This window comes from Mesorhizobium sp. BR115XR7A, from assembly GCF_020165315.1.
Classification (GTDB): domain Bacteria; phylum Pseudomonadota; class Alphaproteobacteria; order Rhizobiales; family Rhizobiaceae; genus Mesorhizobium; species Mesorhizobium australicum.
The window spans coordinates 92,786-106,088 of record NZ_JAIUHW010000014.1; the positions used below are offsets into that span (position 1 = coordinate 92,786).

The following is a 13,303-nucleotide window of genomic DNA, read 5'->3' on the forward strand; positions in this document are numbered from 1 at the left end:
GTCTAGCTTTTCACTTCGTGAAGTGAATGTTGTCGGGGCGAAAGTCCATTGTGTATTCGGTGTTCGGGAGCCACTGAATACCTGATCGGACCCCGTAGAATTCCGGTGCGCGGTACAAATACGTGCCCGGAGCTTCCTCCTCAAAAAGGTCGATCATCTTCTGGTAGATGTCGTGACGACGTCTCCTGTCGAGGGTCGTCTCGCCCTCCTCGGCCAGTTCGTCGAAGTGCGCCTCGTCTTTCCAAAGGTCCTTCGACCAAGTCATGTAGAGGGTGACCGCAGGATCCGTTGGCACGACCCAGTCAGAGCTGTTTCGTGCGGTAAGTACCGGATTGTCCTTGGTGAGTTGGGTCCATCCTTCATCGACGCGGACACTGGCATTTACGCCAATCGCCTTCCACATCTGCACGACGGCTTCCGCAACAGCGACGCCATTGGTGTAGTACACTGGGTGCGTCACGTAGAAGATCGGCTGCCCTTTGTACGATGATTCCTTAAGCAGCTGACGAGCTCGATCCGGGTCGAACGGCGGAGTCGGGCGATTGGGGTCATAAAGCTCGGGTCCCCATGCCTCGTATTGCGCCGAATGCGGAAGCGTGGCCTTGCCATCCCATAGGGCATCGACGAGCAACTGGCGATTGATCGCCAGATTGAGGGCCTGTCGGAGCTTCACATCGGCCATCACCGGATTATAGGTGTTGTATTGAATGAAGTGGTGGTTCATCAAGACACTGCGAACTTTGCAGCAACCCAGACTTTCCACGGCTTTTAATTGATCCGGAGGTATGCTGTTGACAATGTCGACTTCACCATTTGCAAGTGCAGTTATTCTTGCCGACACCTCTGGTATGGACCTGAACGTCAATCTGGAGATCGTGGGGCGTCCACGGAAGTAGGAGTCATTTGCTTTGAGATCGATGCTTTCATCAGGCTGGAGCTTGACGAAATCGAATGGACCTGTGCCCACTGGCTTTTGCCCAAAACCGCTTTCTCCGACCGACTCGAAATATGCCTTCGGCACGATTTCGCTGGTGTGATAGGCCAGCAGCTGAAGCAGGATCGGGCTTGGTGCCTTCGTCGTGATCCTCACAGTTAGGTCATCGACGGCGTCGATTCGCTCGATAACCTTGAGAAGATTCCTGGCTTCGACATAATCGGAAGCCGGATCCAGGATGCGGTCGAACGTGAATTTCACATCAGCACTGGTGAGAGGCTGACCATTGTGGAAATGAACATCGGGCCGGAGTGAAAACTCCATGGTGCGGTCATCGATCTGCTTCCAGCTCTCTGCCAAGCCGGGCACGAGTTCATAGGACGTCCGGTCTTTGCTTTTGGAAAAGTCCCTCGCGACCAGCGTATCAAACATGTTGTAGGTGATGGGTAAGTCCACATTCCCGAGAGCTAGCCCAGGATCGAAATTGGCGCGAACCGTGTTGACGCCAACGGTGAGTGGCGGCCTCGTATCCTCCTGCGCGACAGCGAAGGTCGGCAGCAGCATGGCGATGGCCAAGAGTAGTTTTCGCATATGGGGTCTCCAAGATTAAGGTGATGGTGGCTAGTCTTTCCTGCAGGAAATGGGATTGGAGCTGCGGCTCTTACGTGCGGCTCCGGGGATCGAGGGAGGCACGCAGCCAATCACCGATCGTGGCTGCCGCGACGGTGATCATAACGATCACGACACACGGAAATATCGCGAGCCAAGGTGTGGAGATCAGGTAGTTTCTGGCCTCGCCGAGTAGCGATCCGAGGGAAACATTTGGCGGCTGAACACCTACGCCGAGGAAAGAAAGTGAAGACTCCAGCACGACGATCTCGGCAAAGCTCAAGCTGGCCAGAACGACGACGGGCGAGAACGTGTTAGGAAGAACGTGACGCATCGCGATACGCCAAGGCGACGCCCCTGAACATCGAGCCGCTTCGATGAAACTGCGTCCTTGGAGGGCCACGACCTGCCCGCGGACGATGCGGGCATACCTATAGTAATCCGAAAAGCCGATGATCAGCACCAAAACGAGTGGATGCGTACCAGCTAATGCGACTGCTGTCAGAGCCACCAAAGTGGTTGGCACAGCGGCCTGCGCGTCAACCACAGCCGACAGGCATTGGTCGGCCCATCCTCCTAACGTTCCGGAAATCAATCCGCCCAGCGTGCCCGCGACGACGCCAATAAAGACACCGGCAAAAGCGATGAATAGCGTGGTGCGCGTCGCGAAAAGGAGGCGAGAAAAAACATCGCGCCCAAGATGATCAGTTCCTAACGGATGGTCGTCTGTGCCGCCTGCGAAAACAGGCGGCTGGAGACGACTCAACAGGCTTTGCTCGGAGATATCGTGTGGAGTGATTGCGGGAGCAGCTAAAGCCAACAAGATCATAAGAAACAGAATGGAGAGCGAAATGATCCTCGCTGCCGGCGGGCGGCCACGCCGGGGCGGAGCCAGAACAAGCTTGTCTTCGGTTTCGCCAACAATTGGTTCCGACACGCGGATATCAATGCTCATGATCACCTCTCACGTATCCTGGGATCCAGCAGGCCGTAGGCAACATCGACAAGAAGGTTGGCGAAGATAATCGCTGCCGAGAAAACCAGAATTCCGAATTGAAGCAGGGCGAAGTCGCGTTTCATGACAGCATCGATCACGAGACGCCCTGCGCCAGGCCAGGCAAAGACTGACTCCGTCACGACCGCGCCCGCAACTAGGCCGCCGAATTGCAAACCCATAATAGTCAAGACAGGGAGTATTGCGTTCCTCAGCCCGTGCTTCAGCACGACAACAGCTGGGCTCAATCCTTTGCTGCGGGCATAGCGCATGTAATCCTGCGCTAAGACCTCAAGCATGCAGGTTCGGACGAGGTGAGCTGTGTTCGCGCACGTCGCAAGAGCGAGCGTGATCACGGGCAGAATAAAATGTTTCCACGTCCCCATGCCGCCACTCGGCAGAAGCCTGAGGGAGAGGCTGAAGATTAAGATGGTGGCGATGCCGACCACGAAATTTGGGATAGCCTGCATCACAACTGTTGCAGTCGTGAGCGAACGATCGAAGAGACTATTGTGACGGAGCGCAGCCCATAGGCCGCCGCACAAGCCGATGGCGACAGACAACACAAACGCTGGAACGGTTAAAAGAAGAGTGTTGGGGACCCGCTCCATAAAAAGTTCGACAACTGGTCTTTTGGAGAAGAAACTTTGCCCAAAATCTCCCCGAAGGAGCGCTTCGCCATACCTTAGATATTGTGTTGCGATGTCATCATTCAGTCCAAGCTTTGCCCTAAGCTCAATTCGTTGTGCTTCGGGCATCTCTGGCGGCATAAGGAAGCCTGTTGGATCTCCCGTCAACCGTGTCGCAAAAAACACGATGGTAAGAATTGCCCATAAGGTAAGTGCGCTGCGTAAAGCTCTAGAGATGAAGAACACAGGTCTTGCTCCACGCAACAGCCTGAAGGGCTATGAGTGATGTACAGATGTCTAGGTATCTTAGGAACCTTCGTGTAACGCTTTGATGACAATGGGACCAAGGAATTTGGTTTTCCTGCAAACGGGGAGAGCTTTGGTCGATGTACCGCCTCAGCCAGAGCCGGTTACGCAGCCAGCGTTGTTTGCGTCCCTCCGGCTTCAGCTAGCCCTGCTCCATCGCTGGCCATGAGACCGAACCCTCAGAATTTGGTCAGCCGGCGGGTCGTTTGCGGGTGATCGAACGTTGACTCTATCGGGTCGGTCACAAAAAAGCCGACTGCCAGCCACCCGGCTGCCGCGTCTTCGAATTCGCGCACCTTAGTCCGGCAGCTCGGTGTGAGTGGAGGCGGGCAATGGGTGAGCGCGATGGCACGGCGCTACCGGCGGCATTCGAGCCAGCTTTCACTTGGCAGCGCGTGGCGGGAGCGGCGTGAGCCCGGCCCGCATGGAGCACATCGGATCGATGGAGCACCGCTCGTCACGACCAAACCTGGCGAGTCCCTTCTGAGCTTCTTCTTGTATGCGGCCATAAAGCCGCGCGCCGATCGCCCTTGGCTCTGTCGTAATTCCCCACAGGCGCTAACTTCATCGTGACACCATCCCCTGCAAAGCGGGCCGGCTAATCCGCGGGTGCATCAGCGAATTAGCCACGGTTTCGCGCCGAATTCTCCGTGCTAATCATTGATTTCGATAAGATATTCATATCTGTCGCTTCGTATGACGCTGAATTCATATTTGATCGGCAACCCATCGGGGGTTACATCGACATTGGTCTCAACCAGTACCGGGCTGGACGACGATATCCGTAAGTGTTGTGCCTCCTGCTGGGTGGGTCTTCGTGCCGTTATCCGTGTCCATTTCCGCTTGTATTCCAGAATACCGCAGCGCCTCAAGGCGACAGTGAAGGAGCTTACTCCTTCGAACGCAACTGCAAGACCCGGAGCTCGGCTGATTGGAACGTGGCTCGATCCGGTGGCCAAGGGCCAGTCATTGAGGAACGAAACCCACCTGACCTCAGTAACCAACACTAACGGAACGATCCTCAAACGCTTTGCGATATCGGGTTCAACGGAAGTCTCGTAGACCGACAGTATCTCTCGCTTCACCGATTTGTTCTGACCGAGGACTTTGTAAGTGACCCTGCGATCGCTGTTCAGCCTAGGTGAAACGAAATCATCCGCAACAAAAGTCCCGACACCGTGCTGAACCCGCAAAGCGCCTTCAGATTCCAGGGCCTTGATCGCATTGCGTACCGTGTGGCGATTTACACCAAATCGTTCTGCTAAGACGAAGTCGCCAGGCAAGCGCCCATCCTCGAACGCACCAGCATCGATGTCACTGAGGATAGCAGATCGAACCACTTCCCAGCGCTTCATACCTCACGACCTTCCTTTCCGACTTGCGTCAACAACCTTCTCCGAAGGAAAAAGGACTGGGGAAGACCCGACGAGCGGACCACCGGCAGCCAGCGGTTGACGTCTACTGATTTGCGCGAACAGCCCTGGTCATGCGTAAGGCCGGAGGGTGGCTGGAGCGAAGTGCCGAGGGGCCGTTAGGCACATGCGTCGTCATGCGCTCGGCGGATTTCGTCGTGATGATTTTGTTTGGGGCACCATCTCGCCAGACATCGCAAGCAACCATATGGTCGATGGAATAATAACCGACCGGGGCGACGCCAGCGGCAAGCAACCCGTCGATCCGGTTCAGCCCCAACATCAGCCGCGACCGAAGCTGCGTGGCGAGCGCACGGCGTTTTCGATGGCGACACACAATTCTCATGGTGTTTTGCGAAATACCGACATGTACTGCCAAGATGCGTTGTCAAACGGGCGCCTATGCCAGTCTCCGTAACGCTCGAGAAGCTCAAGTCCGCTGATCTTTGCGAGCAAGTCGAGTTCCGTTGGATAAACATATCGCATTTTAATCGGCATCGTCCGGCTTCCGCCCGGTGTGATCCAAAGGTCTTGAGAAACAAAAAGTTGTCTAGGTCTGTCATGCCTGGTAAATCGCACCATCGCGCGCCGTTCATCGATATGAATAACGGTCGTTCTTTGGTCACCATAGAAGCCTGCGCCTGAAAAATTCTCAGTATCTGGATAGTACAAGTGCACCACAAAGCGACCGTCAGGCTTTAACGACTTCGCGACCGATTCAAAGCAGCCAATTTGTTGACCGACGGTCACCATAAGTGAAAAAGTGCTATTAACGCAGTAGACGAGATCATATTGAGTGCCCAGGTCAAACTCTGCCATGTCGCCAAGGTGCGTTGTGACCAAATCGCCACCGGCTTTGGCACGAAGCGATGCAAGCATCCTTTGCGAGTTATCGAGACCGTGAACCGAAGCTCCCGTCGCCGAAAGGGGCAAGGCGATGTGGCCGTTTCCTACGCCCAGTTCGAGCGTGGTTCCGTTCCTTGCGAAGGGCGTGAGAAAATTGACTGCCCGCGCGTTCTCGACGGACTCATTGAGCGCTTCCACATATTCATCGTAGACATCGCCCCATATTTCACCATAGGCGGTGTAAGCGTCCTTCACTTGCGCATGATCTTTCATGACGTCTTCCTCAATTGCCTGTCCAGCCAGTATGTTGATACAGGCCCTTCGGAAATCGCCCGCCAGAGTTGCGCATACTGGTTTCGTGTTGCCACAGGTCACACTGCCTCGGGCTCGCGAGTACGGGCCTTATCTTTGCCGGCCATGGGTGCTTTCGTGAGCTATTCTTCATCCAAAAATCTGACTTCAGCTCGAACAATGATGAAGTGCGGCGGAAAGTCCGTTTTGTAGAATTTCGCTTGGTGTTTCGGCGGATAATTTTGATGCATGTCGTTTCGAAAGCTCTTGCCAGCAACAGCTTGGCTCGAAGAGGGTGAGCTCGGGGGCGAGAGGACAGCCGACCTTGAGCATGACTTTGCCGCGAGATGCAGGGCCGTATCCTGCGTGCTTTCGAGTTCATTATCAGACGGCTGTCGGCTTCGGGTCACAGCCGACGATGCGGATCTTCTGCCCGAGGTCGACAAGGGCCGCGAGATTTTTTTTGGGAGGCGGTGAACTGCCGATGCCCCCTGCCGTAGAATGCGATCTGACGCAGACCTAACATGTTGCTTCACTTCCTCCGTTCCCATCCATCACGACTGCCCGCGACATGAACGCTGGTCGACAGCTCTCGCTGCCTGTGCCGAAGCGATTCAAAACTCGTGCCAACTCTGGCCGATCGAGCCGAACGAAACTTTGTGGCTGCTTTTCATCGATTTAGCCTGAGCAAAACAGGAGATCGGCTAAGGCTGTGTTGCGAATCCGACAAAGGCGACAAGCGATGTCGGATGGCGTGTTTGAGACGACGGCCTCGGAGGCCGGAAGGAAGTCAGGGGGCCTCGGGTGGCGAGACTAGGCGATTTTGATCGGAAGACCGCGGCAGGGAAGGCGGTTTACGCAAACTTGCGTATCGCTCCAGGTGCGTTTTGGCTCAGCGTCGACCCTACTTGTGCGGCCGCCATCGGGACGCTTTGCCGCCAATGGGGCACGTAGTCTACCAAGTATCCTATGTCGCGGGCGACCTACCTTCGGAAATATTGAATCGCGCCGTCAAATCTCGGATGCACACTTCGCCATTGGCCTGATGATTTCGACGAGCCTTTTATGACGGTTATAAATAAGACAACGTGCTTTCCTCTCGCGGAATATGAAAAGGACCAGTCAGTTCGAAGCGTACATGTCACGTCAGACATTGGTCTCAGAGACGGTAGATGAGTGGCTTAAAGTGCGCCGCAGGGTTTTTGCCAGCCTCTCGTTCTCCGCCCGACTTCGAACCGTCAGGCGAAGATATCGATCTGCGTCGTCCATCGCTTGGTAGCCGCATTCTCTTACAAGGACGGATTCAAAGAGAACGAGGCGGCGCTTGAGCTCAGCGGCGGATACCGAATTTTCAGGCAGCCGGCATAGGATGAAATTCGTTTGCGAAGGAACTACGTCGAGACCCGGTACCGTCTGCAGCTCCTGGATCAACAGCTCTCTATCCTTTCTTAACAGTCTCAGACTGTCTTCCAGTTCCTCTGCGAATTCGGGCAGCAGGAACAGTGTGTATTCCGCAATGCCGTTGATGTTCCACAACGGCAGTTTCCGGCGCACGGCCGCAACCAGGGCGGGATCGCCAGCCAAGAGGTAGGCGAGCCGGATTCCGCCGAGTCCGAAGACCTTTCCAAGGCTCTTCACCACGATCAGATTGCCACAGGACTGCACCAGATTCTCAACGCTGTTTGATCGGCCGTCGGCGGGAAAATCAATAAACGATTCATCCACGATCAGCCGCAGCCCGCGAGACCCTAGACCCTCGGCCAGCCATGCCACGTCAGCATAATCAACAAGTCGACCGGTCGGATTGTTTGGATTTACAACGATTGCCGTATCTGCGCCTGTCGCCGTTGCGAATTCCAAGAAAGCTCGAACGTCGAGATCGAAATAGGGCGGAGCGAGGACGAAGTTGTTCTTTCGTTCGTCATCGAGTGGCGTTTGAAAGCCGGCGAACGTGGGCGTGGGAATCGCGATTGTGGGGTTCAGCACTGAATAGAGCGCCTGGATGAGATCGGTCACCCCGTTTCCGACTGCAATAAAGTCCGGCTGCTGCGACGTCATCGCGCCAACAACTGAAACGATATCGATCTGCTGAGAAGGATAACATGTTAACACGCCTTCAAGCCTCGTCGCCAGCCGGTCGTAAAAAGCCGTCGGAGGGAAACGGGTATTGCAAAGAAGCATGTGCTCGGCGATTGGCTTACGCCAATAACCTCCGACGCTCGTTTCCAGACGCCGCAGCAAGTTCTCCTTGTCACATCGAAATTCCGCTATGGATGCGTCGACACCGTCGCGAATATCGAGCAGTTCGGAGCCAGCATTCAACTCATCTGCAGGGAGCGCCATCTCCAGCCCGGACAGACCCACGGCTAACGTGCTCAAGGTCTGACGTCGAACGTCAGATGCCGCGCCGTGGCTTTCAGGTAAAAAATTGCGTAGAACATCCGCACTCAATCGATAAATCCCGGTCGGTGCGTCGGGCCGCCAGGCAGAGCCGCGCAATCCGCTGTCGGTATCGATTCCGTCAAGAACCTCGCTGTCGAAAAACGGCGTTCCCCATATTAGGAGAGTGTCACCCTCATGATCCCGTAGCCTCTCAATGAGGTCGCTGTGATGCGCAGCGCGCCACGAAAGGGTATTTGTGCTGTCCTGTAGGCAAAACCTCTCGGATATGCCGCTGCTTAAATTTTCAACGAGAGCGACATCTTCAATGCCGTTTTCGGAACAGGCGTTGACGAGACGGTCCAAGAGCGGCTGACCGCTGATCGGGACCAATGGTGCATCGTAACTGCCGCTCCACAGATGTATTTTTGGCGTTCTGAAATCGAGGATAAAAACGGCACGAGTTGTACCTACCATTTCGGGGCTCCTTTCTTACAAGACGCAAAAAGTACGAATGGAAGCCCCTCCATCCCCAAATGAAAACGACGAACAGGCGATCGAAATGTCCGTATGCGTTCATATCGGCGTCATCCGGAGCTTATAGGGGGCTCGGATATTCGTCATGAGAATACCTCTTTGAAGAATATCCCAAGGTTGGCCAGCAGCCAGAACTTCCGGCCAAACGAATCTGAAGGATTTCGTCGTCCGGCCTTGAACCAACGCCGCAAAGCAGCAGGGTCGAACAAATCTCCCAGCGGAGAGTCCTTATCAAACAACAGCCTTCGATATTCCGTTGCTCCCTCGCCCACGGCCCACTGGCCCAATGGAAGCGGAAATCCCATCTTTTTGCGAGATAGAACAGATTTGGGCAAGACGCTCCGGTATTCCCTTCGCAAGGGGTATTTTGAGACGTCGAGACGTTCACTGAAGGAAGCAACCGGATGCCAAAGTGCCTGGGCCGAAGCGATTGGAGACCTCCACCTCAACCGCTGGGAGCCGGGCATCGCCATTGCGGCGGTGACGAGCTGGTGATCGGTATAGGGGACGCGAGCTTCAAGCCCAGCTGCCATTGTGGTGTTGTCAACCATTTCCAGCAACGCGGGCAAATGCGTAGAGACGAGAACATATGAGATCTTGCTAAAGAAATCTCCGCCCGCCTCCGCAAATTGAGTCGAGAAATGATCGAAGAGCTCCATCTCGTGCTCGGTTCGCATCTGGCCATCGATAGCAAGTGAACGGATCTCATCAGCCGGGAAGTAGCTATAGCGCTCCAGGAAGAACTGCAGCTGACTGCAATGGACGCCGAGTCCAAGGCGTCGACGTGCGATCTGAGCAAGAGCAGGTGGCAATGCGGTGATGATTTTGCTTCGGTTGTAATCATACGGTGTACGGAACAATCGGCTGTAACCAGCAAAAATCTCATCGGCGCCCTCGCCCGTGAGTACGACTTTGTGCTCCTTCGAAATCGCCTTTGCGAGCGTGAACATGGCGGTTTCGTTATGCATTCCAAGCGGATGTCCACGCAGGCGAACCAGCTCCGCTACAGCGTTGATATCGGAAGGTTCTCCAATTGGGACGACCCGGTGAGTGAGCCCGAATTCGGCGGCGACCTCCATCGCATAGGCCGTTTCGTCATAATCGGGGGTCTCGACCTTGCCGGTATAGCAGACCGGACGGATTTGGGAGCGAGCGGATGCCTCATAGGCCAGGATGCTCGAGTCAAGTCCACCGGACAACAATGCGGCGACCGGTACGTCAGCCACCAGCTGACGTTCGACGGCGCTTCCAAATAGTCTCCTTATGTCGGAATAGTCCGGCTTCGATCGCGAAATTCGCGCGGACAGATTCCACCAACGTTCGGACGTGTGTCGCCCATTTCTTATTTCGAGGAGATGTCCGGGCTCTAACTTGGAGATCCCGGCGAACAGCGTTCTGGCGCCGACAACCGCGCGATAGGATAGAAAGCTGAGCGCGCCGATCATGTCAGGTCCGTGCATTACGCCCGGCCAGCGAATGAGAGCGTTCGGCTGCGACGCAAACAGAAGCCCAACATCGCAAATCGTGTAGTAGAGGGGTTTTACCCCCAAACGATCTCGGGCGATGAGAACAAGCGATTTCCGTGGATCGAAAAGCGCGAAGGCAAATATCCCGTCAAGGCGATTTAGGAATGACTTTCCCCAAGCAATATAGCTAAGAATTAGAACCTCGGTGTCGGACACCGTCGAAAAGGAAAAGCCCATATCCCTCAATTCAGCTTTAATTTCCCGATAGTTGAATATCTCGCCGTTGTACGTTACCACCACTCCGGTATTGGCATCGCGATAGGGCTGATTGGCTCGAGAATGAGCGTCGACAATCGATAGCCGTCGATGCGCGAATGCTACCGATTGATTAATGTATAGGCCGCTGGCATCAGGTCCGCGATGAGCGAGAGCGTCAGCGCAACGCTCAACGGCCGCAGCACAAACGGGTGTTCCCTCGTTTTTGAGGACTATCCCAAAGATTCCGCACATTGGGGTCGCTCTCTTGGCACGAATAACGCCGACTACGTGCTCGGCTTTTCGCCGATCATCTGGATGCAGCCATCGCCGAACCAGAAGCGGGCCAGCGGGTGGTCATAATGACGGTACATCGGAGCGAGAAAACGCCGAAGGTTATGGAAATTTCTCGTATATCTTGAGATCCTGCGGATTTTCTCGAAGCCGCACTCGCCATACCAACCTCGGATTTGAGCCTCTGTGAAGGCGAACTCGTGATAGGTCGGCGCCTGGAAGCGATCCCGGATCGTCACGAACAAATCATCATCAAAAAGACTCCGAAAGAATTCGTTTTCGCCAGGTATATATTCCTTCTCTTCGCCGTCCTTTATTCTCAAGATCCAGTTGATGGCTTCGCGTGCGGTGGATGCATCCAGATTGTCAATGGAACTGCGGAATTGCTCGTCGCTTTGGTAGAGTTCTCGCAAGTGATTGATGCATCGGTAAATGACGCCGTTGGCGGTACCCATAATCGTCAAAAAGAAGCTGCCGCCGGGGCGGGTTACACGGGCAAGCTCTTCAAAGCCTTTTTTCGGATTGCTGGTGTGCGGCAAAACCCCTGCGCAATGGACAAAATCAAAACTGAAGTCGTCAAACGGCAGATCGAGCACACTACCAGCGACCAGTTCCGAGCGCGGCCCAAATCGGCTGAGCCGTTTGCGCGCGCAATCCATCCAATCATTGCTCAATTCAAGCGAAACAACGTTTCGTGCCCCCTTGTCGAGAAACGCATAGGACGCATTCGCGTTGGAGCCGCAGCCCGCGTCCAGGACATCAAGGCCGCGGAAGCTGCCGGTTGGCAGGCCGAAATATTCCTCCTCGATTAGAGAGACCAACCTGTCGAATATGTGGTCGTCATTCTCCTGCTGGCGCTGGTAGCGATCAAAGACGGTGCGAGTTTCGATCTCGAAAGAGTTTTCCATGTATTCTCTTCCCTATAGCTTTGTGAGCAAGGCGACAGATCCGGCTGCGGCGAGTGTAAGGTTGCCCAAGCGCAACGCACTGCCGGTACCCGGAAATTTGAAGTTTGAAAGATGCAGGACCGACAGCACAAACCCTGCACCGATCAATAGGTTGCCCAGGCCCTTCACCGGCAAGTGACGGTCGGCGACGAACAGCAATGCCAACACGAAGAGGTTATTGTTCAACGGCAATCCTCTGCCGAATCCGTCAGCGTCCAGTCCGAACGTCGAAAAATAGCTGAGGCGCAGAGCCCCTGACAGGATGAGGCAATTGGCAGCCAACAATGCGGGAACGGAGAACGCGTTGAAGGACAAAATGAGAACCGCTGGAAAGACGGCTGCGTAGACCAAATCAAGCAGCCCGTCCAACGTGCCACCCAGCTGTGCCATCAAAGCGGACCGGTTCGGGGAACTCTTCGCAACCATGCCGTCGGCATCATCCGCCAAAAGAGCCCACAAGCCGAAACAGATGCCAATCTCGAAGCGCCCGATCAAAGCAAAGTAGATCGCCGTGGTGGCCAAGATCAGCCCAAGGGCCGTAATGGCATTTGCAGCATCGAACAGATAGCGGATCATCCTCCTACCCCCGCAACGGCGGCCGGCGCGCCGGCACTGTGTCTGTGAGGTCGCTCGAGGGCGAAAATTCTTTCCGCCACCCGCAGGTCCTGTTCACTGTCGATCTCGTACCATCGCAAATCGTCACATCGCGCCGCGGCGAGTTGCAGCCCGCGCTGCTCGATGAGATGCGCGAGCAACTCCTCCGTATAGGCTTTGATCGCGCCCGAGCCGATCAGGTCGTGGAGGACCGGGACGATCACCGTTTGGAGTTCGGCGCCAGAGAACCGGATGAGGTTCATCATCTTGAAGAGCACCGGGGTGCCTGATGCCAGATTTGCTGCCGTCTGCTTCAACCGGACTTCGGATATGAAGCCGTTGCCGGAAAGGACGGCCGCGGACCCTTCCATGGATGGATCGAACGGCGCGACCGCGGCGGCATTGGCCGCCTCCACCCTGATCAGGTGGCGCAGCGCATCTTCTTCGAAGAAGACGTCACCTTCGAGGAGATAACAGTCGCCGGAAAGAAGCGTGTCGCGTGCCAGCCAGAGCGAGTAGGCGCTCCCTGTCTTGTCGAAGACCGAGGACTCGACATAGTTGATTTCAAGTCTGCCGAAGCGTTTGCCACAGGCATGGCGTATGGCATCCTTGCGATAGCCGACAACAATCGTTACCTCTTCGACTCCCACCGCCTGAAGGTTCCACAGTGCATTGTGAAGTATCGGTGTGCCGTTGACTTCGACGAGGGGCTTGGGACACAGATCGGTCAGCGGACGCAGGCGGGAGCCGAAGCCGGCAGCGAGAATGACGGCTTTCCTGGGAGCAGCGGGAGGCATCTCATTCACCTCT

10 protein-coding genes and 1 pseudogene are annotated in these 13,303 nt (G+C 55.4%); all 11 read right to left on the reverse strand.

Annotation, left to right across the window (positions count from 1 at the left end; all coding sequences use genetic code 11):
- Positions 1 to 10: 10 nt before the first annotated feature.
- Positions 11 to 1,525, reverse strand: a complete 1,515-nt coding sequence (locus LB557_RS26005; RefSeq protein ID WP_027033196.1) for an ABC transporter substrate-binding protein — start codon at positions 1,523 to 1,525, stop codon at positions 11 to 13.
- A gap of 70 nt (positions 1,526 to 1,595) precedes the next feature.
- Positions 1,596 to 2,498: an ABC transporter permease gene (locus LB557_RS26010; protein WP_027061207.1), complete on the reverse strand. Its 903-nt coding sequence runs from the start codon at positions 2,496 to 2,498 to the stop codon at positions 1,596 to 1,598.
- 2 nt (positions 2,499 to 2,500) lie between these two features.
- A complete protein-coding gene (locus LB557_RS26015; RefSeq protein ID WP_027033194.1) occupies positions 2,501 to 3,412 on the reverse strand; it encodes an ABC transporter permease in 912 nt (303 codons plus the stop codon).
- A gap of 713 nt (positions 3,413 to 4,125) precedes the next feature.
- Positions 4,126 to 4,827 (reverse strand): phosphonate metabolism transcriptional regulator PhnF, encoded by a 702-nt coding sequence (gene phnF / locus LB557_RS26020; RefSeq protein WP_027033193.1) that lies wholly within the window; start codon positions 4,825 to 4,827, stop codon positions 4,126 to 4,128.
- Positions 4,828 to 5,226: 399 nt separating this feature from the next.
- Positions 5,227 to 6,003 carry a class I SAM-dependent methyltransferase gene (locus LB557_RS26025; RefSeq protein ID WP_051371149.1) on the reverse strand — a complete coding sequence of 259 codons (777 nt, stop codon included), beginning with the start codon at positions 6,001 to 6,003 and terminating at the stop codon, positions 5,227 to 5,229.
- A gap of 344 nt (positions 6,004 to 6,347) precedes the next feature.
- A pseudogene (nifH, locus tag LB557_RS26030) lies at positions 6,348 to 6,547 on the reverse strand (nitrogenase reductase); the annotation flags it as partial.
- Positions 6,548 to 7,167: 620 nt separating this feature from the next.
- Entirely contained in the window at positions 7,168 to 8,877 is a 1,710-nt protein-coding gene (locus LB557_RS26035; RefSeq protein ID WP_027033191.1) for an aminotransferase class I/II-fold pyridoxal phosphate-dependent enzyme, read from the reverse strand.
- Between the two features lie 143 nt (positions 8,878 to 9,020).
- Positions 9,021 to 10,913 (reverse strand): asparagine synthase (glutamine-hydrolyzing), encoded by a 1,893-nt coding sequence (gene asnB / locus LB557_RS26040; RefSeq protein ID WP_027033190.1) that lies wholly within the window; start codon positions 10,911 to 10,913, stop codon positions 9,021 to 9,023.
- Positions 10,914 to 10,945: 32 nt separating this feature from the next.
- A complete protein-coding gene (locus LB557_RS26045; protein ID WP_006333821.1) occupies positions 10,946 to 11,860 on the reverse strand; it encodes a class I SAM-dependent methyltransferase in 915 nt (304 codons plus the stop codon).
- Positions 11,861 to 11,872: 12 nt separating this feature from the next.
- Positions 11,873 to 12,475 carry a phosphatidylcholine/phosphatidylserine synthase gene (locus LB557_RS26050; RefSeq protein WP_006333822.1) on the reverse strand — a complete coding sequence of 201 codons (603 nt, stop codon included), beginning with the start codon at positions 12,473 to 12,475 and terminating at the stop codon, positions 11,873 to 11,875.
- Positions 12,472 to 13,290: a phosphocholine cytidylyltransferase family protein gene (locus LB557_RS26055; protein ID WP_006333828.1), complete on the reverse strand. Its 819-nt coding sequence runs from the start codon at positions 13,288 to 13,290 to the stop codon at positions 12,472 to 12,474. The genes LB557_RS26050 and LB557_RS26055 overlap by 4 nt, the downstream gene beginning before the upstream one ends.
- Positions 13,291 to 13,303: the final 13 nt, after the last annotated feature.

Excerpts from the sequence above, each read along its gene's own strand:
- LB557_RS26010 (WP_027061207.1), bottom strand. The coding sequence starts at position 2,498 with ATGAGCATTGATATCCGCGTGTCGGAACCAATTGTTGGCGAAACCGAA.
- LB557_RS26050 (WP_006333822.1), bottom strand. The coding sequence starts at position 12,475 with ATGATCCGCTATCTGTTCGATGCTGCAAATGCCATTACGGCCCTTGGG.
- LB557_RS26025 (WP_051371149.1), bottom strand. The coding sequence starts at position 6,003 with ATGAAAGATCATGCGCAAGTGAAGGACGCTTACACCGCCTATGGTGAA.
- LB557_RS26005 (WP_027033196.1), bottom strand. The coding sequence starts at position 1,525 with ATGCGAAAACTACTCTTGGCCATCGCCATGCTGCTGCCGACCTTCGCT.
- phnF (WP_027033193.1), bottom strand. The coding sequence starts at position 4,827 with ATGAAGCGCTGGGAAGTGGTTCGATCTGCTATCCTCAGTGACATCGAT.
- LB557_RS26035 (WP_027033191.1), bottom strand. The coding sequence starts at position 8,877 with ATGGTAGGTACAACTCGTGCCGTTTTTATCCTCGATTTCAGAACGCCA.
- asnB (WP_027033190.1), bottom strand. The coding sequence starts at position 10,913 with ATGTGCGGAATCTTTGGGATAGTCCTCAAAAACGAGGGAACACCCGTT.
- LB557_RS26045 (WP_006333821.1), bottom strand. The coding sequence starts at position 11,860 with ATGGAAAACTCTTTCGAGATCGAAACTCGCACCGTCTTTGATCGCTAC.
- LB557_RS26055 (WP_006333828.1), bottom strand. The coding sequence starts at position 13,290 with ATGCCTCCCGCTGCTCCCAGGAAAGCCGTCATTCTCGCTGCCGGCTTC.